This window comes from uncultured Lutibacter sp. (genome assembly GCF_937891065.1).
GTDB lineage: Bacteria > Bacteroidota > Bacteroidia > Flavobacteriales > Flavobacteriaceae > Lutibacter.
Genome location: NZ_CALAEQ010000264.1, coordinates 1 through 24,770, shown reverse-complemented (window position 1 = coordinate 24,770; position 24,770 = coordinate 1). Strand labels below are relative to the sequence as shown.

The window sequence follows — 24,770 nt, the reverse complement described above, 5'->3', positions numbered from 1 at the left end:
TAATTATTTTTGTGAAATAAGCGTAAATATAGATGATTTTTACAGGATTTAAACGAAAAAGCAATCAAATATTTTTTAACAGAAGGTTAAAAGATTTGCTTAAAAAGTCAACAGCAATTTCTTCAAAAGAAATAAAGCGTGTTATTGTGTTTTTAGATACTATTTCAGAAAAAGACAAGGTGAAAAAGGAAATATTAGCGCTATTTAATATTGCTGAGAAAGATTTGAAGATGGTTGTTTTTCAGCAAAAAGTAAGTAAAGAAGAGAGTTCTGAAGACATAATAACTCCAAAGGATTTTGGCTGGTATGGCAGAATTAATTCCGAAAAATTAAAAACCATATTAACAAAAAAATACGATTTGTTAATTAATTACAGTAAAGTTGATAATTTATACAGCAACTTGTTATTATTGCAGTGTAAAATAGGTTTTAGAGCAGGTTTTAAACATTTAGACAATCGTTTTTACGATTTGTTAATTGATTGTAAATCAGATGATTTTAAACTTTTTGATAAAGAATTATTAAAGTATTTGAAAATATTAAAAAAAATATGATGCAAGAATTGATAGGAACAGGAGTAGCGTTAGTAACGCCTTTTAATAAAGATAAATCTGTAGATTTTGAAGGGTTGAAGCGTTTGGTAAACTATCAAATAGATAATGGAATAAATTATTTGGTTATTCTAGGTACTACAGGCGAACCAGCTACCTTAACTTCAGAAGAAAAAGAGTTAGTTAAAGCAACTATTATTAAAGAAAATAATGGAAGATTGCCATTAGTAATAGGTGTTGGAGGAAATAATACTATGGCAATTGTTGAAGAGTTAAAATCGACAGATTTGTCTGATTATTGTGCCATACTTTCTGTTTCACCATATTATAACAAGCCAACTCAAGAAGGGATTTATCAACATTTTAAAGCTGTTTCAGAAGCTAGCCCGCTACCAATAATTTTATATAATGTACCAAGTAGAACGGGTGTTAATGTTTTACCAAGTACTGTAATTAGAATTTCGAATGATTTTAAAAATATTGTTGCTATAAAGGAAGCTGCAGGGGATATTATTCAAGTTCAGCGTTTAATACAAAACAAACCAGCTGATTTTATGATAATTTCTGGGGATGACATGATTGCTTTGCCTTTAGTTTTAGCGGGTGGAGTAGGTGTAATTTCAGTAATTGGACAAGGATTGCCTAAAGATTTTTCTAAAATGATTCAGTATGGCTTAAAAGGAAATGTAACTGAAGCAAATGCGATTCACTATAAAGTAATGGATAGTATAGATTATATTTTTGAAGAAGGGAATCCGGCAGGTATAAAAGCACTTTTAAAAACGTTAAATATTTGCTCTGAAAATGTTCGTTTACCTTTAGTGAATGCTTCTTATGATTTACAAGAAAAAATAAATACCTTTGCAGCTAATTATTAGAGTGTGTCTCTACTAATTTTTTAACTGTAAATTCACAAAATTAAATATTAAAGACTATGTTATCAGAAAGAATGCAATCCGTTTTAAATAAACAAATAAGAATAGAAGCTGAATCTTCTCAAATATATTTAGCAATGGCTTCTTATGCCGAAAGTAAAGGCCTTGAAGGAGCTTCTCAATTCATGTATGATGCTTCAGATGAAGAACGTCAACACATGTTAAAAATGTTTAAATATGTTAATGAGCGTGGAGGTTTTGCAAAAGTTACAGAGTTAGATGCTCCAGCATTAGAATTTGGGTCTATTAAGGAAATGTTTGAAACATTATTTAAACATGAAGTTTATGTTTCTCAAACAATTAATGAATTGGTTCATATTGCATTAGAAGAAAAAGATTATGCTACACATAACTTTTTACAATGGTATGTTGCTGAACAAATAGAAGAAGAAGCTCAAGCAAGAACTATTTTAGATAAAATAAATTTAATTGGTGACGATAAAGGAGGTTTATACTTGTTTGATAATGACATTAAACAACTTACAGTTGTAAGTTCTGTTGCACCAACAGCATAATTATTAACAAACAATTAGGATTGTTAAGCAATATTTATTCTAAAAGCGTGTTATTTTTGTGGTTTCTTGAAGTTAAAAAATCATTTTAATAATCCATAATAAATAACTAATTTTGCCAAATGCAAAAAAATAAAATTTACATTTTCATTTTATTGATAGCTATAGGTGTTTCATCTTGTAGTGAATATCAAAAAGTATTGAATAAAGGTACTGTTGAAAAGCAATATGAAATGGCTACTGAATTGTATGAATCACAGAAATACAATAAAGCGATACAATTGTTTGAGAAAATTACACCAAGTTACAGAGGGAAACCTCAAATGGAACGTATTCAATATATGATAGCGCAAGCACATTATAATACAAAGCAATACACTTTAGCAGCATACTATTTTGATAAGTTTGTAAAAAACTATCCAAAAAGTTCAAAAATTGAGGAAGGAGCATATTTATCAGCTCATAGTTATTATTTAGCTTCACCATTATTTAGCTTAGACCAAAAAGATACTTATGAAGCTATTACTGCAATGCAAAATTTTATTTTTAAATATCCAAATTCCCCAAATATTGCAGATGCAAATAAGTATGTTAAAGAATTAACGGGTAAATTAGAAAAAAAATCATTTGAGATAGCGAAGCAATATTATCATACAAAGGATTATATTGCTGCAATTGTTGCCTTTGATAATTTAATATCAGATTATTTAGGTACAACATTTAAAGAAGAAGCTTTATATTTCAAATTTAAATCAGCTTATGAATTAGCTATAAAAAGTTATTTCACAAAAAAAGAAGAAAGGCTTAATGATGCTGTTAAAATGCATGAAAGACTAAAACGAAGCTTTTCAAACTCAAAGTATTTAGAGGAAACTAAAGAATTACTAACAAACGTAAAGGAAGAATTAAATTCTTTAACAACATTAAAAACACAGACTAATGGATTATAAAAACTCAAAAGCAGCTACTACAACTGTAACTTACGACAAAAATGAAATTGAAGCTCCAACTGAAAACATTTATGAAGCTATTACAATAATAGCTAAAAGAGCCGAGCAAATTAGTGTTGATTTGAAAAATGAACTAGTTGAAAAATTAGAAGAGTTTGCAACTTATACTGATAGTTTAGACGAGGTTTTTGAAAATAAAGAACAAATTGAAGTTTCTAAATTTTACGAAAAATTACCTAAAGCAACTTCAATTGCTGTTCAAGAATGGGTTGATAATAAAATTTACCACAGAAATCCAGAAACAATACAAGAGTAAATGTCAGTTTTAAGCGGTAAAAATATACTGTTAGGTGTAACAGCCGGTATTGCTGCTTATAAAACAGCACATTTAGTACGACTTTTTATTAAAGCAGGTGCGCAAGTTAAAGTTGTTATGACACCTGCTTCTAAAGATTTTGTAACTCCGCTTACACTATCAACACTTTCCCAAAACCCCGTCTATTCAACTTTTTTTGATAAAAGTGATGAAGAAAACGAAGAGTGGAATAGCCATGTTGAATTAGGTCTTTGGGCCGATTTTATGATTGTTGCTCCTGCAACGGCAAATACATTGTCTAAAATGGCAAATGGTGTTTGTGATAATTTGTTGTTAGCTGTATACTTATCAGCAAAATGTAAAGTATATTTTGCTCCTACAATGGATTTAGATATGTATAAGCACCCAACTACTACAGCTAATATTGAGAAGTTGAAAAACTTTGGAAATGTATTTATAGCTCCATCAAGTGGGTTTTTAGCAAGTGGGCTAGAAGGAGAAGGCAGAATGGAAGAGCCTGAAAATATTGTGTCACTTATTGAAAATGACATTATTAAAGGTTTGCCATTGTATGATAAAAGTGTTTTAATTACTGCAGGTCCAACATACGAAGCAATAGATCCAGTTCGTTTTATAGGAAATCATTCTTCAGGTAAAATGGGATTTGAATTAGCTAAAATGGCTGTTAATTTAGGAGCTCAAGTTTATTTAATTACAGGACCATCAAATGAAAAAGTTTCGCATTCTTTAATTAAAAGAATTGATGTAATTAGTGCTGAAGAAATGTATAATGAAGCTCATAAAATATATTCATCAATAAATATTGCAATTCTTTCTGCGGCTGTTTCAGATTATAAACCAAAGATTGTTGCTGAAAATAAAATAAAAAAATCAACCGATACAATGAATATTGAATTGGTGAAAACAAAAGATATATTAGCTTCATTAGGAGAAATAAAAAAAGATCAGTTTTTAGTTGGTTTCGCTCTTGAAACTAATAATGAAATTGAAAATGCTACTGATAAATTAAAGAGGAAGAATTTAGATTTAATAGTGCTAAATTCACTAAATGATAAAGGTGCTGGGTTTAAAAAAGAAACAAATAAAGTAACTATTATTGATAAATCCGAAAAAATTTCAGAATTTAGTCTAAAATCTAAGGCAGAAGTTGCTGAAGATATATTTAATGAAATTTTAAATAGAATTTATGCGTAAAACACTTCAAATACTAGTTATTCTTTTTACGGTTATACAATTAAAAGCCCAAGAGTTAAATTGTTCTATAACAGTTAATTCTGACAAAGTTCCTGGGTCTAATAAGCAAATATTCACTACGTTAGAAAATACATTGAATGAATTTGTGAATCAAACACGTTGGACAAATTCTAATTATAAACCACAAGAACGAATAGATTGTAATTTAACAATAACTATCTTAGAACAAAGCGGGAACGATTTTAAAGGGCATATTCAAATACAATCATCTCGCCCAATTTATAATTCATCTTATTTAACACCTCTTTTTAATTTTAAAGATGATGATTTCTCGTTTAAATATGCTGAATTTGAACCATTACAATTTAATGAAAATACATTTGAATCTAATTTAGTGTCTATTGTTTCATTTTATGTATACACAATTTTAGGTTTTGATTCAGATACATTTTCTTTAAATGGAGGAACACCTTTTTTTACAAAAGCGCAAAATATATTGGTACAAGCACAGCAAAGTGGTTATTCAGGATGGAATCAAAATGATGGAACTGGAACACGTTTTACATTAATTGATAATTTATTATCACCAACTTATAGTGCATTTCGTACTGCTTTATATGAATATCATATAAAGGGACTAGATGTTATGACAGAAGATCAAATTAAAGCAAAGAATAAGATTGCAGAATCAATATATAGTTTAAAATCAATTTTTGATACTCGGCCAAATGCTTTTTTATTACGTGTTTTTATGGATTCAAAAGCTAGTGAAATAGTAAGTGTATTTTCTAGCGGGCCAAGATTTGATGCTTTGAAATTAAAAGAAGACTTATTGAGAATTTCGCCCATTAATGCCGCTAAGTGGAGTGAAATTGAGTAATTTTATTAAATTAAATTACAAGAATGCTTACAAACCTTTCTATAAAAAATTACGCATTAATTGATAGTTTATCTGTTAATTTTAAAGATAAATTATCTATTATTACTGGAGAAACAGGAGCAGGGAAATCTATTCTATTAGGAGCACTTGGCTTGGTTTTAGGAAATAGAGCAGATTCATCTACACTTAAAGATGCAGAGAATAAATGTATTATTGAGGCCCAGTTTTCTATTTCAAATTATTTGTTAGAATCATTTTTTAAAGAAAACGAATTGGATTTTGAAAGTGAAACTATTATAAGACGAGAAATTCTTCCGAACGGAAAATCAAGAGCATTTATTAATGATACACCTACAACATTACAAGTTTTACAAGCTTTAAGTGAAAAATTAATTGATGTTCATTCACAACATCAAACTTTGCAATTATCTAACAGTACTTTTCAATTTGAAATTATTGATGCGATAGCCAATAATTTTGCTAAAATAGATTCGTATAAAAGAGGGTTGTTGTTATTTAATAAACTTAAAAAAGAACTAAATCAGCTAAAAGCTACTCAAGAAAAAGCAAAAGAGCAATATGAATATAATTTGCATTTGTTTGATGAGTTAAATAAAGCAGTTTTAAAAGTTGATGAGCAAGAGGAAATAGAAGAGTCGTTAGATAAATTAAATAATATTGAAGAGATTAAATTAAATTTATCGGAAGCTCAATCAATTGGTTTAAATGAAGAAATAGGCTTACAAACATTATTAATTTCTTTTACCAATAATTTAAATAAAATTAGTACTTATTCAAAAGATTATAAAGAATTATTTGATAGAGCTTTTAGTTTGAAAGTTGAATTTGATGATATTGCCAGCGAAATTGAAAATTTAAATGAAACAATAGATTTTGATTCTTCGGAATTAGAAAAATTAAATGATAGGTTACAGCTTATTTACAATTTACAAAAGAAACATGGTGTAAAATCAATTGCTGAGTTATTAGTTATTCAAGAAGAGCTGTCAGTAAAAGTTGATGAGGTTGTAAATTCTTCAGGAATAATTACTAAAAAAGAAAATGAAGTTAAAAATGTAGCTGATAAAATTGATGAGCTAGCAAAAACCATATTTAAGCAAAGAGAAAAAGCTATTCCAGTTTTAGTTAAAAAATTAGAAAAAAGCCTGTCTAATTTAGGAATGGAAAATACTCGTTTTCAATTTAAGTTAACGCATTCAAATCAATATTTTGTGAATGGTAAAGATGAATTGCAGTTATTAATTTCGGCAAATAAAGGTGCAAACTTTGGGGAACTTAAGAAAATAGCTTCTGGTGGTGAAATGTCACGAATTATGCTTTCAATAAAAGCCATTCTTTCAGAATATTTAAAATTACCAACTATTATTTTCGATGAAATTGATACTGGAGTTTCAGGTGATATTTCTCAAAAAATGGCTGAAATTATGCAGCAAATGAGTGAGAATATGCAAGTAATATCAATTACTCATTTACCTCAAATTGCAGCAAAAGGAAAACAACATTATAAAGTTTATAAACAAGATATTGCTAATAATATAGTTACTAAATTAATTGAGCTAACTAATGATGAACGTATCAACGAAATAGCAGAAATGTTAGGTGGTAAAAATATCACAACAACTGCTATTGAGCATGCAAAAGAGCTGCTAAGTTAAGAATTTACTATATTTGCAAACTATTAAAAAAATAAATCAAACTAAAATACAATTATGTATAATTTACTAAAAGGGAAAAGAGGAATTATTTTAGGAGCTTTAGACTCTAAATCAATTGCTTGGAAGGTTGCAGAAAGAGCACATGAAGAAGGTGCGATATTTGTTTTATCGAATGCACCAGTTGCATTACGACTTGGAACTATAGCAGAATTGGCTGAGAAAACTGGTTCTGAAGTAATTGCTGCAGATGCTACTTCAATAATGGATTTGGAAGATTTGGTAGATGGAGCGATGAAAATTTTAGGTGGTAAAATTGATTTCGTTTTGCATTCAATAGGAATGTCAGTAAATGTGCGTAGAGGAAATCATTACACACACCAAGATTATAATTTTACTAAAACTGGTTTTGATGTTTCAGCATTGTCTTTTCATAGATTAATGAGTGTATTATATCAAAGAGATGCTATGAACGAATGGGGAAGTATTGTTGCTTTATCATATATGGCAGCACAACGTGTTTTTCCAGATTATAATGATATGGCAGATAATAAAGCTTATTTGGAATCTGTAGCTCGTAGTTTTGGTTATTTCTTTGGACGTGATAAAAAAGTACGTGTAAATACAATTTCACAATCACCAACACCAACAACAGCTGGTAGCGGTGTAAAAGGTTTCGATGGATTTATTGCGTATGCTGAAGAAATGTCTCCACTTGGAAATGCAACTGCTTTAGAATGTGCAGATTACACAATTAGTATGTTCTCTGATTTAACTAAGAAAGTAACCCTACAAAATTTATTTCACGATGGTGGTTTCTCAAATATGGGAATTAGTACTGGTATTATGGATAATTTCATGAAAACTTTTAAATCTGAAGGGGAAGTACTAGTTGAAGAACCAAAGAAAACTAAAAAATAAGAGTATTTATATAAATATTGAAAAGCGATGATTGAAAAATCATCGCTTTTTTTTGCGCCAAATTTGGAAATACTTTCAACAGAATTAAGTACTATTATTCTATTGTATGAGTAATGTCATGTTTTACATCAATTTAAAACTATATTTTTGGTAGAATTAAACATAAACAATAATTTTTTTATGAGACCACTTAAAATTATAGTACTAGCAAAGCAAGTGCCAGACACCAGACACGTTGGTCCTGATGCGATGAAGCCTGACGGTACAGTAAATAGAGGTAAACTTTCAACCGTATTCAATCCAGATGATTTACATGCACTGGAATTGGCATTAAATATAAAAGATAGAGTTCCCGGAACAACAGTAACTATTCTAACCATGGGACCGCAAAAAGCTGCTGATATTATTAGAGAAGGCTATTATCGTGGAGTTGATAATGGTATTATGATTTCTGATAGACGATTTGGAGGAGCTGATACTTTAGCTACAAGTTATACTTTAGTTCAAGGTATTAAAAAATTAGCTCCTTACGATTTAATTCTAGGAGGTAGACAAGCTATTGATGGTGATACAGCTCAGGTTGGGCCACAATGTGCCGATAAGTTACAAATTCCGCAGGTAACCTATGTTGAAGAAATTTTAGAAATAAATGATACTGAAATTATAGCAAGAAGACGTTTAGAAAAAGGTGTTGAAACCGTTTCTGCGCCTTATCCTTGTTTAATGACAGTTCATGGATCTTCGCCTAAATGCAGATCTAGACATGCTAAAAGTGTCATGAAATACAAATATGCGAGATCTAAAACAGAATTAAGGTCGGCAAATGAAATGTTACTATCACTACATGAAAAAAGACAATATTTAACGATTCCAGAATGGAGTGTTGAAGATATTGAAGCTGATGTAACAAAAATTGGTTTAGCGGGTTCGCCAACTAAAGTGAAAAGTGTAGAAAGTATTGTGCTAACCGCTGGTGAAGCTAAAATATTAACTAGCTCAGATACCGATATTGAAGGAATGATTAGAGAATTAATTGAACATCATACCATTGGGTAATTTATATAAAATTTAAAAGTATTAAGTATGAAAAGTGTAATGGTATATTGCGAAGTTGAAAATCAAATAGTCGCAGATATAAGTCAGGAATTATTATCAGCAGGAAAACGTTTGGCTCAAAAGTTAGGATGCCCGTTAGATGCTATGATTTTTGGTTCAAGTTTAAGTGGAATTGAAAGTCAAATTGCTCCTTTTGGAGTGGATAGACTATTTGTAGGTAACAGTATGAGGCTAGAGCCTTATAGTACATTGCCTCACACAGCGTTGGCTTCAAAAATTTTAAAAGAAGAAGATCCTCAAATTGTGTTATTTGGAGCTACTTCAGTAGGAAGAGATTTGGCACCAAGATTAGCGTCGCAATTAAATTGTGGGTTAACTGCTGATTGCACCATTTTAGATATTGGTGATCATTTTGTAAAGAAAGAAAAGAAAGAATATAAAGATTTATTATATGCCATTCGTCCAGCTTTTGGAGGAAGTATTATGGCAAATATTATAAATTGGGACATGCATCCACAAATGGCAACTGTTCGTGAAGGTGTTATGAAAAAAGATATTTTTGATGAACATTATAGTACTGAAGTTATTGAAGTTGATGTAAATTCAATTTTAAAAGAAGAAGATTTTGTAGTTAAAATTATTGAACGTCATATTCAAAAATCGGGTGTAAATTTAAAAGAAGCTCCAATTATTGTGGCTGGTGGTTATGGTGTTGGTTCAAAAGAAAATTTTGATCATCTAATTGAATTAGCAAAATTATTAGGAGGTGAAGTTGGTGGATCAAGAGCAGCAGTTGATGCTGGGTATATTGAACATGATCGTCAAATTGGTCAAACAGGAACTACGGTTCGTCCAAAATTATATATTGCTGCAGGAATTTCAGGTGCAATTCAGCATACTGCCGGAATGCAAGATGCTTCTATGATTATTTCTATTAACAACGATCCAGATGCACCAATCAATAAAATTGCAGATTATGTAATTAATGGAGATGTGGGTGTTGTTGTTCCTAAAATGATTGAATTTTACAAAAAGAACGCAAAATAAAATAGTAATAAAAACAAGTGAATTTTGGTTTGAAATTTTAATTCAAAATTCAAAAATATAAAAAAATACAAAATGGATAATTTTTTCAAAGATACTCCAGATTTTAAATTTCATTTGGAACATCCAATCGTTCAAAAAATTGTAAAATTAAAAGAACGAAATTTTAAGGAATCAGAACACTACGATTATGCTCCTTTAAATCATGAAGATGCAATAGATACCTACGGAAAAGTATTAGAAATTGTCGGTGAAATTTGCGCCGAGACTATTTCACCAAATGCAGAAAGTGTTGATATTGAAGGACCTCATATTTTAAATAATGAAGTAGTTTATGCAAAAGGAACTACAGCAGATTATAAAGCATTGTATGATGCAGGTTTAATTGGTATGGGTTTACCAAGAAAGTATGGAGGTTTAAACTTTCCGTTACTTCCTTATGTGATGGCAGCTGAAATGGTAGCAAGAGCTGATGCTGGTTTTGCCAATATTTGGGGATTACAAGATTGTGCTGAAACCATTTATGAATTTGGGTCAGAAGAACAACGCGAAAAATATTTACCACGTTTTAATCGTGATGGAGTTACAGCGGCAATGGTTTTAACAGAGCCAGATGCAGGATCTGATTTACAAGCTGTAAAATTAAAAGCTACTTTTGATGAAAACGAGCAAATATGGAGATTAAACGGGGTAAAACGTTTTATTACCAATGGTGATGCTGATATTTCGTTAGTTTTAGCAAGATCTGAAGAAAATACAACAGATGCCAGAGGTTTGTCTATGTTTATTTATGATAGAAGTGCTCATGCGGTTGAGGTTAGACATTTAGAAAAAAAATTAGGAATTAAAGGTTCACCAACTTGTGAATTGGTATTTAAAAATGCACCAGCCGAATTGGTTGGGAAAGAACGTTTTGGATTAATTAAATATGTAATGGCATTGATGAATTCTGCACGTTTGGGTGTTGGAGCACAGTCAGTAGGTATTGCAGATGCGGCTTATAGAGAAGCATTAAAGTATGCTGAAGAAAGAGCCCAGTTTGGAAAATATATTCTAAATTTTCCTGCGGTTTATGAAATGCTAACAAATATGAAAATTAAGATTGATGCTTTGCGATCTCTCTTATATGAAACTACTAGTTTTGTTGATATTTCAAAAGCATATGAAGATGCAATGAATGAGCGAAAGCTGGAAAGTGAAGAGCGAAGTGAAATGAAGCATTATATGAAATTAGCGAATGTTTTTACACCTTTAATTAAAATGACAGCGAGTGAAGCATGTAATAAAATAGCATATGATTCTTTACAAATTCATGGAGGAACAGGTTTTATGTCAGATTTCCCAATAGAACGTATTTATAGAGATGCTCGTATTACTTCAATTTATGAAGGTACTACACAATTACAAACTATTGCAGCAATAAAAGGTGTTACTACTGGAGTTTTCTTAGAGCAAATAAAAGTTTATGAAAGTGAAGTTTCTGATGAAAATGGAATATTAAAAAAATTACTTCAAGAAATGACCATTGATTTTGAAACCATTTCTAAAAAAGTAATTGAACAGAGCAACATACCTTTATTAGATTTTCATTCAAGACGTTTGGTTGAAATGGCTGGAAATATTATTATGGGATATTTATTGGTTTTAAACAATCAAAGAGATACTAAATTTAGTAAATCAGCAAAATTATATGTGAATTTAGTAAAATCTGAAAACAAAGAAAAATACGATTATATTGCTAATTTTGAAGCTGAAAATTTAGAATTATATAAAGTAACTGAAGCTAAAATAAATGTTGAAGTTGAAGAAACTGAAGAAGCATAAATAATTTTAGTTAAAAAGAGTGTTTAACCTACTTTGTTTCTTTTTAAAGTAGGTTTTTTTATTGATTTTTCAGTACTTGTGTTTAGTTAAAATACATTAAATTTGAATTTGTAAAATAATGTATGGAGTTACAATTTTCTATTATCATACCAGTCTATAATCGTCCTCAAGAAATTGACGAATTGTTAGCTAGTTTAACAAAACAAACCTATTCAAAAAACTTTGAAGTTGTTGTAGTTGAGGATGGTTCAGAAAATAATTCAAAAGAAATAGTTGAAAATTATTCGAAGGCATTAAATCTTATTTATTTTTTTAAAGAAAATAGTGGAGCAGGAGCAAGTCGAAATTTTGGGATGGAACGAGCTTCTGGAAATTATTTTATCATTTTTGATTCCGATTGTATAATTCCTCCAAATTATTTGGATGAAGTTGAAAAGGCTTTAGCACTTAATTTTACCGATGCTTTTGGTGGAGCAGATGCAGCACATGATTCTTTCACTATCATTCAAAAAGCTATAAATTACAGCATGACTTCCTTTTTAACCACTGGAGGAATCAGGGGAAGTAAAAAAGCAGTTGATAAATTTCAACCAAGAAGTTTTAATTTAGGAATTTCAAAAAAAGCATTTGAAAAAACGACGGGTTTTAGTAAAATGAAAATAGGGGAGGATATTGATTTGACTTTTCGTTTGTGGGAACATAATTTTGAAACACAGTTCATTGAAAATGCTTTTGTGTATCATAAAAGAAGATCTACTTTTCAACAATTTTTTAAACAAACATTTGCATTTGGTAAAGGGCGTCCGTTTTTAAATAAGAAGTATCCAGATACAGCTAAAATCACTTATTGGTTTCCTACTATTTTTATTTTATTTTTTGCAATAGCTCTAATTAGTTTAATTGCAGGAATTAAAATTTTGGCGTTATTGTTTGTAGTGTACTTTACAATGATATTTTTAGATTCATTCATAAAAAACAAAAAAATATCCGTAGCTGTATTAAGTATTTTCACAACACTTATTCAATTTACAGGCTACGGATTAGGTTTTTTAAAAGGAATATTCTCTGATAGTTAAGCTATATTTCTATTTTTTCTAAGGGTGTAATTTCAACAAAATAATACACTATTGCTCCAATACTTCCTGTGAAAATTAGTAAAAGTGTCCACATAATTTTTTTATTAGTATCGTTATCAGGTTTGTTATTAGTATGTACGATATAATAAATTTTAATTCCTAAACTAGTTAATGCCATTAATATTAATAAAGGAATAAACCAAGCTAAAGATTGAAAAAATGAGACAGGAAATTCTCCCTGGTTTTGTTCAAGTTCTACAATGTTTTCAATAAAAATTGTAAAAAATAAACTAAAAAAAAGTATCAAAAAAACGATAGGAAGAAATGTAAAAATTGTTAGCCAAAATTTAGTAGAAGATTTCATAATTAACTGAATTAAATGTTAATTCATTAAAATTACTAAATTTTCAGCAAAAAAAGGTTAAGAATTACTCAACCTTTTTTTTACCTTTTTTTATTTTTATAGTTAATTCAATTGTTTTTTCATTTAAATCCATAAAAATGGTATCACCTTCATTCAATTTTGAATTAACAATCTCTTCAGCTAGAGTATCTTCAATATATTTCTGAATGGCACGTTTTAAAGGTCGTGCTCCATATTGCTTATCAAAACCTTTGTCAGCAATATAATCTTTAGCTTTTTCAGATAGTTTTAGGTGGTAGCCTAAATCTTCAATCCTTAGCATTAGTTTTTCTAATTCAATATCAATAATTGAATGAATATCTTCCCGTTCTAAAGCATTAAATACTACAACATCATCAATTCTATTTAAAAATTCTGGAGCAAATGACTTTTTTAAAGCATTTTCAATGATACTTTTTGCATTTGCATCAGCTTGTTCTGTTTTTGAAGCAGTTCCAAAACCAACTCCAGCACCAAAATCTTTTAACTGACGAGAACCAATGTTCGATGTCATGATAATAATTGTATTTCTAAAATCAATTCTTCTTCCAAGACTATCAGTAATATGTCCATCATCTAATATTTGTAGTAACATATTAAAAACATCAGGATGTGCTTTTTCAATTTCATCTAATAATACAACAGCATATGGTTTACGTCTAATTTTTTCAGTTAATTGCCCTCCTTCTTCATAACCAACATAACCTGGAGGAGCTCCAATTAAACGAGAAATTGCAAATTTCTCCATATATTCACTCATATCAATTCTTACAAGTGCATCTTCATTATCAAATAATTCAGTAGCTAAAACTTTAGCTAGTTGTGTTTTCCCAACTCCAGTTTGACCTAAAAATATAAATGAGCCAATTGGTTTGTTTGGATCTTTAAGTCCAACTCTATTTCTCTGAATAGCTTTTACAACCTTAGAAACTGCTTCATCTTGACCGATAACTTTTCCTTTGATAAGTTTCGGTAAATCATGTAATCTTTGGCTTTCAGCTTCTGCAACTCTATTTACAGGAATTCCTGTCATCATAGAAACTACTTCGGCAACATTATCTTCAGTAACAATTTCACGATTTAATTTTGAAGCTTCTTCCCATCTTAACTGTTCAGTTAATAACAATCCTTCAATACGTTTTTCATCATCACGTAAACGAGCAGCTTCTTCATATTTTTGACCATTTACTGCAGCAGTTTTGTCATCTTTAATTTTTTCTAATTGTGCCTCTAAACTTAAAACTTCTTTTGGAACAATAATATTGGTAATATGAATACGAGAACCAGATTCATCTAAAGCATCAATAGCTTTGTCTGGTAAAAAACGATCGGTCATATATCTATTAGTTAACTTTACACAGGCTACAATTGCATCATCTGTATAAGTAACATTATGATGATCTTCATATTTGTCTTTTATATTTTGTAAAATTTGAATAGTTTCATCCACTGAAGTAGGCTCAATAATTACTTTTTGGAATCTACGTTCTAAGGCACCGTCTTTTTCAATATTTGTTCTAAACTCATCTAAAGTTGTTGCACCAATACATTGAATTTCACCTCTTGCTAAGGCAGGTTTTAACATATTTGAAGCATCTAAAGATCCTGTTGCTCCACCAGCACCAACAATGGTATGAATTTCATCAATGAATAAAATGATATCATCATTTTTTTCTAATTCATTCATTAAAGCTTTCATTCGTTCTTCAAATTGACCTCTATATTTTGTGCCAGCAACTAAACTTGCTAAATCAAGTGATACTACACGTTTATTAAATAAAATACGTGATACTTTGCGTTGCACAATACGTAATGCTAAACCTTCTGCAATGGCTGATTTTCCAACTCCAGGCTCACCAATTAACATTGGATTGTTCTTTTTTCTTCGGCTTAAAATTTGAGAAACGCGCTCTATTTCCTTTTGTCTTCCAACTACAGGATCTAATCTATCTTCTTCCGCTAAACGCGTTAAATCACGTCCAAAGTTATCTAAAACAGGAGTTTTAGACTTCTTTTCAACAGGAGTAGCACTTTTGCTTTGTTCAAATGGATTAGGTTTTGGAGCGTCAAAATCATCATCAGATGGAGTTTCTGCTCTTGGTAAATCTAGTTCTTCGTTCAAATACGTTTGCCTAAAAACTGTTTTTACATCGTCATAATTTACACTGAAATTGTGAAATAATTTTGTGGTAGGATCATTTTCGTTGCGTAAAATACATAATAGCAAATGTGCAGTATTTACAGAATCACTTTTATATAACTTTGCTTCTAAAAACGTTGTTTTTAATGCCTTTTCAGCTTGTCTTGTTAGATGTATACTTTTCTTTTCATTTGCAAAATCGGTTGAAGGGTTCGCAGGGCTTAAAATCTCAATCTTTTTTCTTAAATGATCAAGGTTTATATCTAATGAATTTAGAATCTCTATTGCTTTTCCGGCTCCTTTTCTTAATATACCTAATATTAAATGTTCAGTACCAATAAAATCATGACCCAAACGTAAGGCTTCTTCTTTACTGTATGCTATTACATCTTTAACTTTTGGTGAGAAATTATCTTCCATAATTTTGAGTTTATATGGTAAAATTAACTGATTTTTTTCTTTTTTTTGTACAAAAACAGCACCTCTTTTGTTAAATTTAAATTAGTAATCGTTTTTAACGACTGAAATTTGTTGATAATCAGCGTTTTAATTGATTTATTTTTAACATTTTAATGTTGATAAATATTAAAAAAACAACAGATTAAATGACTTGTTAAAAAGTGAAAAATTGTATATTGCTTTGTTAAAATTTGAAACTAAAATAAATTAAAAATACATATGTCAGACGGAGAAAAATTGATACCTATTAACATTGAAGATGAGATGAAATCTGCTTACATTGACTATTCAATGTCTGTGATTGTTTCAAGAGCTTTACCTGATGTGCGTGATGGTTTAAAACCAGTGCATAGAAGGGTGTTATTTGGGATGCATGAATTAGGTATAAAAGCAACAGGATCTTATAAGAAATCAGCAAGAATTGTTGGGGAAGTACTTGGTAAGTATCACCCACATGGAGATACATCAGTTTATGATGCTATGGTTCGTATGGCTCAAAATTGGAGTGTGCGATATATGATGGTTGACGGTCAAGGTAACTTTGGTTCGGTTGATGGAGATAGTCCAGCAGCAATGCGTTATACAGAGGTACGTATGCAAAAAATATCAGAAGATATGCTTGCTGATATAGAAAAAGATACGGTAGATCATAAATTAAATTTTGATGATACATTAAATGAACCAACAGTTTTACCAACACGTATTCCTAATTTATTAGTAAACGGAGCTTCAGGTATTGCAGTAGGAATGGCAACTAATATGGCGCCTCATAATTTAACAGAAGTTATTAATGGTACGTTAGCATATATTGAAAACAGAGATATTGAAATTTCTGAATTAATGCAGCATATTAAAGCTCCTGATTTTCCAACAGGTGGAATTATTTACGGTTATGAAGGAGTAAAAGAAGCATTTGAAACAGGTAGGGGAAGAATAGTAATGCGTGCAAAGGCTACAATTGAAGAAGTTCAAGGTAGAGAATGTATTATTGTTACAGAAATTCCTTATCAAGTGAATAAGGCAGATATGATTAAAAAAACTGCTGATCTTGTTAATGAAAAGAAATTAGAAGGTATTGCTAATATTCGTGATGAATCGGATAGAAATGGTATGCGCGTTGTTTATATTTTAAAACGTGATGCAATTCCAAACATTGTTTTAAATAAATTATACAAATATACAAGCTTACAAACATCATTTAGTGTAAATAATATAGCATTAGTTAATGGGCGTCCACAACAATTAAATTTAAAAGAATTAATTCATTATTTTGTTGAACACAGACATGAAGTTGTTGTAAGAAGAACAGAATTTGAACTTAAAAAAGCGGAAGCGAGAGCTCATATTTTAGAAGGATTAATTATTGCAAGTGATAATATTGATGAAGTAATTAAAATAATTAGAGCATCTTCTAATGCCGATGAAGCGAGAGAAAATTTAATTGCTCGTTTCGAATTATCTGAAATTCAAGCAAAAGCCATCGTTGAAATGCGTTTGCGTCAATTAACGGGTTTAGAGCAAGATAAGTTACGTGCTGAATATGATGATATTATGGCGTTAATTGTTGATTTAAAGGATATTTTAGCGGATGTAGATAGACGTTATGATATAATTAAAACAGAATTAATTGATGTTAGAGATAAATATGGAGATGATCGTAGATCAGTGATTGAATATGCTGGTGGAGATTTATCTATTGAAGATATGATTCCTAACTCTAAAGTAGTAGTAACTATTTCACATGCAGGTTATGTAAAACGTACTAATTTGGATGAATATAAAGTTCAAAATAGAGGAGGAAGAGGTCAAAAAGGTGTAGCAACTAGAAATGAAGATTTCTTAGAACATTTATTTATAGGTACTAACCATCAATACATGTTATTCTTTACTCAAAAAGGAAAAGTATTTTGGATGCGAGTTTATGAAATACCAGAAGGAGGAAAAACTTCAAAAGGTAGAGCTATGCAAAATTTGGTTAATATAGAGCAAGACGATGTTGTTAAAGCATTCTTAGTAACTGAAGATTTGAAAAATGAAGAATATGTAAATAGTCATTATATTATCATGGCAACTAAAAAGGGTCAAGTTAAAAAGACTTCTTTAGAACAATATTCTCGTCCAAGAACCAATGGTATCAATGCAATTACTATAAAAGATGGTGATGAACTTTTAGAAGCTAAATTAACAACCGGAGATAGCCAAATTATGATAGGTTTAAAATCTGGAAAATCAATTCGTTTCGAAGAAAGTAAAACACGCCCTATGGGTAGAAATGCTTCGGGTGTTAGAGGAATTACTTTAAATCATAAGAATGATGAAGTAATAGGTATGATTGCTGTAGATGATAAAGAAAGTGATGTATTAGTAGTTTCTGAAAAAGGGTATGGTAAAAGATCTAGTTTAGAAGATTATAGAATTACTAACCGAGGAGGGAAAGGTGTTAAAACTATAAATATTACTGAAAAAACAGGAGGTTTAGTAGCTATTAAAAATGTAACAGATGAAGATGATTTAATGATTATTAATAAATCAGGAATTACAATTAGAATGGCTGTTGCGAATTTACGTGTTATGGGCCGCGCAACACAAGGTGTAAAATTAATTAACATTAAGGATAATGACTCTATTGCTGCTGTAGCAAAAGTATTGCATGAAGAAGAAGTAATAGATGAAACTGAAAATGGCACGGAATTTGAAAATAGCAATGAAGAGAACAATAACGAAGAGAATACAAATCAAGATTAAATCAATTAAAATGAGAAAACAATTATTAATTCTGTCAGCATTATTTTTAAGCATGACAGTGTTCGGACAAAAAAGCGAACTTAAAACTGCTGAAAAGGCGGTAAAATCAAATGATTTTGTAGCTGCAATGGCAGCAGTTAATCAGGCTGAGGCATTAATTGCTGATGCCGATGAAAAAACGAAAGCTAAATTTTATTATTTAAAAGGAAAAGCATTATACCAAAATGGTTCTGAAAACGCTGATATCCTAAAAATAGGAGAAGCTTTTAATCAATTAATTGATTATGAGAAAGAAATAAATAACCAAAAGTATACAAATGAGTTAAGCGAATTACTAAATAAACTGATAAATAGGGTTGCTGAGAGTGCTTCTGCAGATTATAGTACAGCTATAGAAACTAAAGAATCAGCAGATTATTTAAGTGCAGCAAAAAAATTCAATCAAGTTTATGCTTTAAGCCCAAGAGATACATCTTTTTTAGATAATGCCGCTTTGGTATATTATTTTGCTAATGATTATGAAACTTCAAAAGAATTATATGAAAAATTATTGGAGTTAAATTATTCTGGTATTACTACAATTTATGTAGCAAATAATAAAGAGGATGGTGAAGAAATTACTTTTAATGATAAAAAAGCAATGGATTTACAAGTTAAATTAGGAATAGTTGAAAATGCAAGAGAAGAAGCTAAAGATTCTCGTAGAGAGTTTATTTTTAAAACCTTAGCTCAAAATTACTCATCTTTAGAAGATAATGAAAAAGCATTAGAGGTTATAGCTGAAGGTAGATCTGAATTTCCAGAAAGCTATTCTTTATTGATTGATGAAGCAAATATTTATTATAAATTAGGAGATAATGCTAAATTCAAAGAGAAATTACAAGAAGCTATTACATTAAATCCAACCGAACCAACTTTGTATTACAATGTTGGAGTAATGAATATGGATCAAAAAAATTTAGCAGAGGCGATTAAATATTTTGAAAAAGCAATAGAATTGAATCCAGATTATGGAGATGCATATAATAATATTGGTGCAGCTATCATTGAAGAAACTAAGCCTATTATTGAAGAAATGAATAAAAGTTTATCAGATTTTGATAAATATGATAAATTACAGGCGCAACAATTTGAAATATACAAAAAAGCAATTCCATATTACGAAAAAGCGTATGAAATAGATGGTAAAAACATTAGTATAATTCAAACTCTAATGGGGTTATATGAAAACTTAGAAATGACGGATAAGTTAGATGTAATTAGAGAGATTTATGAAGAATTAAAAGGATAATGAATAATTAATTTTCATAAAAAAAGCTCACAAATTTGTGAGCTTTTTTTATATAATTTTTTTAATAACTCGCAGCTTATGAGTATGTCTATGGGTATCAATATTAAAAATACCGCTGTGGTCAATTCTATCAATTCTAATTTTTCCGTATGCATGAATGATGTAATTATCTTTCATAATTATACCAACGTGCGTGATAATACCTTCATTATTGTCGAAAAAAGCTAAATCTCCTGGTTCACTTTCTTCAATAAAACTTAAAACTTCACCCTGAGATGATTGCTGTGTAGCATCACGTAATAATTTATATCCACAAAGTTTGTAAACCATTTGTGTAAATCCTGAACAATCAATACCAAATGGAGTTCTACCTCCCCATAAATAAGGAGAATTTAAATATTTAAAAGCAATATTTACGATAGATTCTTTAGGTAATCTTTCTGAAATAATAGCACCTTCATATTTAAAATTAGTAGAATTTATGAATAAGTTTTGATTGTTGTAAAAAGGTAAAAAAGAACCTAAAACTACAGTTGTGTAATTTTCATTTTTATCAGTTGCAAAATCAATTAATTCAGAAACCAAAGTAGTCTTTGAATTATCTATATTTATATATGTTTCTTCAGTAATCTCTTCAATTTGTTTATTGTCAACCCATCCTTCATAATTATCAAAAGCAGTTCTAATCTTACTCCATTTTTTTTGTATTTCTAAAATTTTAAAATGTTCACCAAATAATAGCTGCGAAACCATTTCGCTTGTATCATTAGTTTCCATTCTAAGGGGAACAATACTTAAATTACAAATTCCGTAGTGCATAAATAAATTACATTCTTTCAATTACTATTGCACTTGCGCCTCCACCACCATTGCAAATTGCAGCGGCACCAATTTTTGCATTTTTTTGTTCTAAAATTGAAGTAAGTGCAATTACAATTCTTGCACCAGACATTCCTAGTGGATGACCTAAAGAGACTGCACCACCATTAACATTTACTTTTTCGGCATCTAAATTTAAAATTTTAATATTAGCCAATCCGACTACAGAAAAAGCTTCATTAAATTCAAAATAATCTACTTGATCTTGGGTAATGCCAGCTTTTGCTAATGCTTTTGGTAGAGCTTTTGCAGGAGCAGTGGTGAACCATTTTGGTTCTTGTGCAGCATCAGCATATCCAATTATTTTTGCAATTGGTTTTAAATTTAATTCTTTGGCTTTGTCAGCACTCATAAGTACTAATGCAGCAGCTCCATCATTTAAGGTTGATGCATTTGCAGCAGTTACAGTACCGTCTTTATTAAATACAGGTCGTAAAGTAGGAATTTTATCCATAATTACATTTTTGTACTCTTCATCTTCTGCAAAAATAATAGGGTCACCCTTTCTTTGAGGAATTTCAACAGGAACTATTTCATTTGAAAATTTCCCATTTGCCCATGCTTTCGCAGATTTAGTATAAGATTCTATTGCGAAATTATCTTGATCTTCTCTTGTAAAATTATATTCAGTAGCACATAAATCACCACATGTTCCCATATGGTTTTGGTTGTAAACGTCAGTTAAACCATCAACTAAAAGTCCATCAGCTACATTAATATTACCTAATTTTGTAGCTATCCTTCCTGAAATGTAATGTGGAATACTACTCATATTTTCCATTCCACCTGCAACAATAATATCAGCATCTCCTGTTTTAATTGCTTGTGAAGCAAGCATTATAGCCTTCATTCCAGAGGCACAAACTTTATTTATGGTTGTACATGGAACCGTATTAGGTATTCCTGCGAAAATTGCGGCTTGGCGAGCGGGCGCTTGTCCTAAGCCAGCAGAAACAACATTCCCCATAAAAACTTCGTCAATTAATTTTGGGTCTAAATTTATTTTATTTAGAGCTCCTTTTATGGCAATAGCACCTAATTTAGGAGCAGAAATATTAGCTAAACTACCTAAAAAACTTCCAATAGGTGTTCTGGCAACAGATACAATTACAACTTCTTTCATAATTAATTCTTAGAATATAAATCTAAGGCGAATTTAAGAAAATTTAAGCAATTTTTAAGGTATTAAAAAAGAGATTATTTTATGTAATAAGTTTAACTTTCCTAAACTATATGTTTCATAATTTTTAGTGGATGTTAAAAAGTGACTTTAAAATAATTTTTTAAAAAATATTAATTTCTATTATTGGAGGTTTAATATTGGTTTTTTTTGCCAAATTCTGTAATTGAAGGAATTTTAAATAATACAGATGAGAATTATAAAAGAATGCAATATTTGAATTAAAAGAATTAGATAATTAACAATATTCCTAAAAGATTAGAAGATATCATAAAAAATAAAACAGATTGCAAATGCATATAAGATAATAATTGCTATTTTTGATTTGCAAATGTAAACTTCGTGAAAAAATTCATAAATAAATTACTAGTAAATCATTCATTAATATATAAACTGTTTTTATATATAGCGGCTATAGTTTTAGTTGTGTATCTTTTCCCGAAAGGAGGACAGTTTAAATATGAATTTCAAAAAGGAAAACCTTGGCAATATGAAAATTACTATGCTCCTTTTGATTTTGCAGTTCAAAAATCAATAGAAGATGTTGAAAATGAAAAAAAGCAAATTAAAGAAACATCAAAACAGTTTTTTGAATATAACGATGAAATTGTATCAAACGTAAAAGACGAAATTTCCAGTAAAATTAATGTGCTTTTTTCTAATTTAAAACTAACTAAAAAAGGTAAAAGTGATTTAGTTAAAAAATCTACTGCTATTGTAAATACTATTTATGAATATGGATATTTAGAAGATTCAAACATTCAATTTGCTGAAAATAAATTAATTACACTTCGAAATGGTAATAAGACACAAGATATTCAATCTTATAAACTGTTTAAATCTTTTCAAATCTTAGAATTTATTAATTCTAAGATTGGTACTTCACCTTATACAGAAGAACAAAATAGTGTTTTAAATATTATTTATGAGGAATTAAAACCAAATGTTAGTTTTGATGAGAATTTCACATTAAAAGTATTACAAGAAAACCTAAATAAAATTTCATATACGGAAGGTTTAGTTTCAGAAAAAGAAAGAATTATATTTAAAGGTGATATTGTTGAAGGAGAAAAATTAGCCAAATTAAATTCTATAAAAAGTGAATTTGAATCGCAAGTATGGAGTAAGTCAAATTATAATTGGATTGTTTTTGGTTACACCATTTTAGTTGCATTATCATTTTTAATGTTGTTGCTTTTTTTAAGAAAATATAGATTAGATATTTTCGAAAATAACAATAAAGTTAATTTTATTTTTTTCAATATTATATTAATAGTGCTTTTATTAACATTAATTGTGAAGTACGATGCAAAATATATTTATGTTGCTCCAATTGTAATATTGCCGTTAGTTTTAAAAGCTTTTTTTGATGCAAGGCTTGGTTTATTTGTCCATGTGTTAACTATATTATTGCTTGGTTTTATTGTTCCAAATAGTTTCGAATTTATATTTCTGCAAATAATAGCAGGGATTGTTACTATTTTAACAATATCAGAACTTTATAAAAGAGCAAACCTTTTTATATCAGTACTACAAATAACATTTGTATATTTTTTAGCATATTTTGCCTTTTCAATCATACAAGAAGGAAACGCTCAAAATTTAGATTGGGATAAGTTTTTATATTTTACTCTAAACGGTGCAGCAACATTATTTGTTTTGCCACTTATATATATATTCGAAAAAATGTTTGGTTTAGTTTCAGACGAATCATTGAAAGAATTATCAAATACAAATTCTAAATTATTGCATGAATTAGCAGAAAAGGCACCAGGAACTTTTCAACACTCATTGCAAGTTGCTAATTTAGCAGAAGCTTGTGCGAATGAAGTAAAAGCAAACTCAATGCTTGTGCGTACAGGAGCTTTGTATCACGATATTGGTAAAATGGATAATCCAATGTTTTTTACTGAAAATCAATCAACTAATGTAAATCCACATAATGAACTTACGCCAAAAGATAGTGCGCAAATAATTATAAATCATATTATTAAAGGTGTAGAACTAGCTAAAAAACATCATTTACCAGATAGGATAATTGATTTTATTAGAACACATCATGGAACTTCATTAGTGTATTATTTTTACAAAAAGGAAGAAGAACTAAATGGGGGAGTTGTAGATGCTAAATATTTTCAATATCCTGGACCAATACCTTTTTCAAAAGAAACAGCCATATTAATGATGTGTGATGCTGTTGAAGCAGCTTCAAAAAGTATAAAAGAACCTTCTGTGCAAGCATTTGATAATTTAGTCGAAAAAATAATTAATAAGCAGATGGAAGATGGGCAATTTATGAATGCTGATATTACTTTTAAAGAATTACAAACCATTAAAAAGGTGTTAAAGAAGAAGTTAAAGAATATTTATCATTTAAGAATTGAATACCCAGAATAAATAAGTCATATATTTAGTCAAAAAAAGTGAAAAAATGTTGTGTAAATGCATTTCTAATGTTACATTTGCACTCGCAAAAATAAGTTCTTTAGCGTATTTTAGGAGAGGTGCCAGAGTGGTAATGGAGCAGATTGCTAATCTGTCGACGGGTAACTGTCGCCAGGGTTCGAGTCCCTGTCTCTCCGCAAAATTAATGATAACTATTTTCGGGGTGTAGCGTAGCCCGGTTATCGCGCCACGTTTGGGACGTGGAGGCCGCAGGTTCGAATCCTGCCACCCCGACATTTTTAGAGTTACGGGCTCGTAGCTCAGCTGGATAGAGC

Annotated in this window: 20 protein-coding genes and 2 tRNA genes; 18 read left to right on the top strand and 4 right to left on the bottom strand. The window is 29.8% G+C overall.

The window, feature by feature from the left end; all coding sequences use genetic code 11:
- Positions 1 to 32: 32 nt before the first annotated feature.
- The 13 genes from Q0352_RS13995 (at position 33) to Q0352_RS13935 (ending at position 12,953) form a co-directional block, all read left to right on the top strand.
- Positions 33 to 554: a hypothetical protein gene (locus tag Q0352_RS13995; protein ID WP_299528546.1), complete on the top strand. Its 522-nt coding sequence runs from the start codon at positions 33 to 35 to the stop codon at positions 552 to 554.
- Positions 554 to 1,429 carry a 4-hydroxy-tetrahydrodipicolinate synthase gene (gene dapA, locus Q0352_RS13990; RefSeq protein WP_299528584.1) on the top strand — a complete coding sequence of 292 codons (876 nt, stop codon included), beginning with the start codon at positions 554 to 556 and terminating at the stop codon, positions 1,427 to 1,429. The genes Q0352_RS13995 and dapA overlap by 1 nt, the downstream gene beginning before the upstream one ends.
- Before the next feature lie 56 nt (positions 1,430 to 1,485).
- Complete coding sequence (locus tag Q0352_RS13985; protein WP_299528543.1) at positions 1,486 to 2,001, top strand: ferritin; 516 nt, start codon at positions 1,486 to 1,488, stop codon at positions 1,999 to 2,001.
- Between the two features lie 119 nt (positions 2,002 to 2,120).
- Entirely contained in the window at positions 2,121 to 2,948 is an 828-nt protein-coding gene (locus Q0352_RS13980) for an outer membrane protein assembly factor BamD (RefSeq protein ID WP_299528540.1), read from the top strand.
- On the top strand, positions 2,938 to 3,264 hold the full coding sequence (locus Q0352_RS13975; RefSeq protein WP_299528537.1) for a DNA-directed RNA polymerase subunit omega: 327 nt from the start codon (positions 2,938 to 2,940) through the stop codon (positions 3,262 to 3,264). The genes Q0352_RS13980 and Q0352_RS13975 overlap by 11 nt, the downstream gene beginning before the upstream one ends.
- Positions 3,265 to 4,479 (top strand): bifunctional phosphopantothenoylcysteine decarboxylase/phosphopantothenate--cysteine ligase CoaBC, encoded by a 1,215-nt coding sequence (gene coaBC / locus Q0352_RS13970; RefSeq protein WP_299528534.1) that lies wholly within the window; start codon positions 3,265 to 3,267, stop codon positions 4,477 to 4,479.
- Positions 4,472 to 5,359: a DUF4835 family protein gene (locus Q0352_RS13965; RefSeq protein WP_299528531.1), complete on the top strand. Its 888-nt coding sequence runs from the start codon at positions 4,472 to 4,474 to the stop codon at positions 5,357 to 5,359. Before coaBC ends, Q0352_RS13965 begins: the two co-directional genes overlap by 8 nt.
- Positions 5,360 to 5,382: 23 nt before the next feature.
- On the top strand, positions 5,383 to 7,035 hold the full coding sequence (gene recN, locus Q0352_RS13960; protein WP_299528528.1) for a DNA repair protein RecN: 1,653 nt from the start codon (positions 5,383 to 5,385) through the stop codon (positions 7,033 to 7,035).
- Between the two features lie 51 nt (positions 7,036 to 7,086).
- The gene (locus Q0352_RS13955; RefSeq protein WP_299528581.1) at positions 7,087 to 7,953 is read left to right on the top strand and encodes an SDR family oxidoreductase; all 867 of its coding nucleotides are present in this window, start codon (positions 7,087 to 7,089) and stop codon (positions 7,951 to 7,953) included.
- 180 nt (positions 7,954 to 8,133) lie between these two features.
- Positions 8,134 to 9,009, top strand: coding sequence for an electron transfer flavoprotein subunit beta/FixA family protein (locus tag Q0352_RS13950; protein ID WP_299528525.1), 876 nt, complete (start codon positions 8,134 to 8,136; stop codon positions 9,007 to 9,009).
- Positions 9,010 to 9,036: 27 nt separating this feature from the next.
- A complete protein-coding gene (locus Q0352_RS13945) occupies positions 9,037 to 10,056 on the top strand; it encodes an electron transfer flavoprotein subunit alpha/FixB family protein (RefSeq protein WP_299528522.1) in 1,020 nt (339 codons plus the stop codon).
- A gap of 72 nt (positions 10,057 to 10,128) precedes the next feature.
- Complete coding sequence (locus Q0352_RS13940; RefSeq protein WP_299528519.1) at positions 10,129 to 11,877, top strand: acyl-CoA dehydrogenase family protein; 1,749 nt, start codon at positions 10,129 to 10,131, stop codon at positions 11,875 to 11,877.
- A gap of 122 nt (positions 11,878 to 11,999) precedes the next feature.
- The gene (locus Q0352_RS13935) at positions 12,000 to 12,953 is read left to right on the top strand and encodes a glycosyltransferase (RefSeq protein WP_299528516.1); all 954 of its coding nucleotides are present in this window, start codon (positions 12,000 to 12,002) and stop codon (positions 12,951 to 12,953) included.
- Position 12,954: 1 nt separating this feature from the next.
- On the opposite strand, the gene Q0352_RS13930 is transcribed toward Q0352_RS13935, so the two are convergent.
- Complete coding sequence (locus Q0352_RS13930; protein WP_299528513.1) at positions 12,955 to 13,317, bottom strand: PLDc N-terminal domain-containing protein; 363 nt, start codon at positions 13,315 to 13,317, stop codon at positions 12,955 to 12,957.
- Positions 13,318 to 13,381: 64 nt separating this feature from the next.
- The gene (locus Q0352_RS13925; RefSeq protein ID WP_299528510.1) at positions 13,382 to 15,916 is read right to left on the bottom strand and encodes an ATP-dependent Clp protease ATP-binding subunit; all 2,535 of its coding nucleotides are present in this window, start codon (positions 15,914 to 15,916) and stop codon (positions 13,382 to 13,384) included.
- A gap of 258 nt (positions 15,917 to 16,174) precedes the next feature.
- Between Q0352_RS13925 and gyrA the strand changes: the two genes are divergently transcribed.
- Entirely contained in the window at positions 16,175 to 18,700 is a 2,526-nt protein-coding gene (gene gyrA / locus Q0352_RS13920) for a DNA gyrase subunit A (RefSeq protein WP_299528507.1), read from the top strand.
- A gap of 10 nt (positions 18,701 to 18,710) precedes the next feature.
- On the top strand, positions 18,711 to 19,991 hold the full coding sequence (locus tag Q0352_RS13915; RefSeq protein WP_299528504.1) for a tetratricopeptide repeat protein: 1,281 nt from the start codon (positions 18,711 to 18,713) through the stop codon (positions 19,989 to 19,991).
- 48 nt (positions 19,992 to 20,039) lie between these two features.
- On the opposite strand, the gene Q0352_RS13910 is transcribed toward Q0352_RS13915, so the two are convergent.
- Both Q0352_RS13910 and Q0352_RS13905 read right to left on the bottom strand, forming a co-directional pair.
- On the bottom strand, positions 20,040 to 20,810 hold the full coding sequence (locus Q0352_RS13910; RefSeq protein WP_299528501.1) for a C40 family peptidase: 771 nt from the start codon (positions 20,808 to 20,810) through the stop codon (positions 20,040 to 20,042).
- A gap of 7 nt (positions 20,811 to 20,817) precedes the next feature.
- Entirely contained in the window at positions 20,818 to 21,993 is a 1,176-nt protein-coding gene (locus Q0352_RS13905) for an acetyl-CoA C-acyltransferase (protein ID WP_299528498.1), read from the bottom strand.
- Between the two features lie 399 nt (positions 21,994 to 22,392).
- On the opposite strand from Q0352_RS13905, the gene Q0352_RS13900 reads away from it, so the two are divergent.
- The 3 genes from Q0352_RS13900 (at position 22,393) to Q0352_RS13890 (ending at position 24,729) form a co-directional block, all read left to right on the top strand.
- Positions 22,393 to 24,447, top strand: a complete 2,055-nt coding sequence (locus Q0352_RS13900) for an HDIG domain-containing metalloprotein (RefSeq protein ID WP_299528495.1) — start codon at positions 22,393 to 22,395, stop codon at positions 24,445 to 24,447.
- A 101-nt stretch (positions 24,448 to 24,548) separates the two neighbouring features.
- Positions 24,549 to 24,632 (top strand) — tRNA-Ser (locus Q0352_RS13895).
- A 22-nt stretch (positions 24,633 to 24,654) separates the two neighbouring features.
- Positions 24,655 to 24,729, top strand: a tRNA-Pro gene (locus Q0352_RS13890).
- Positions 24,730 to 24,770: the final 41 nt, after the last annotated feature.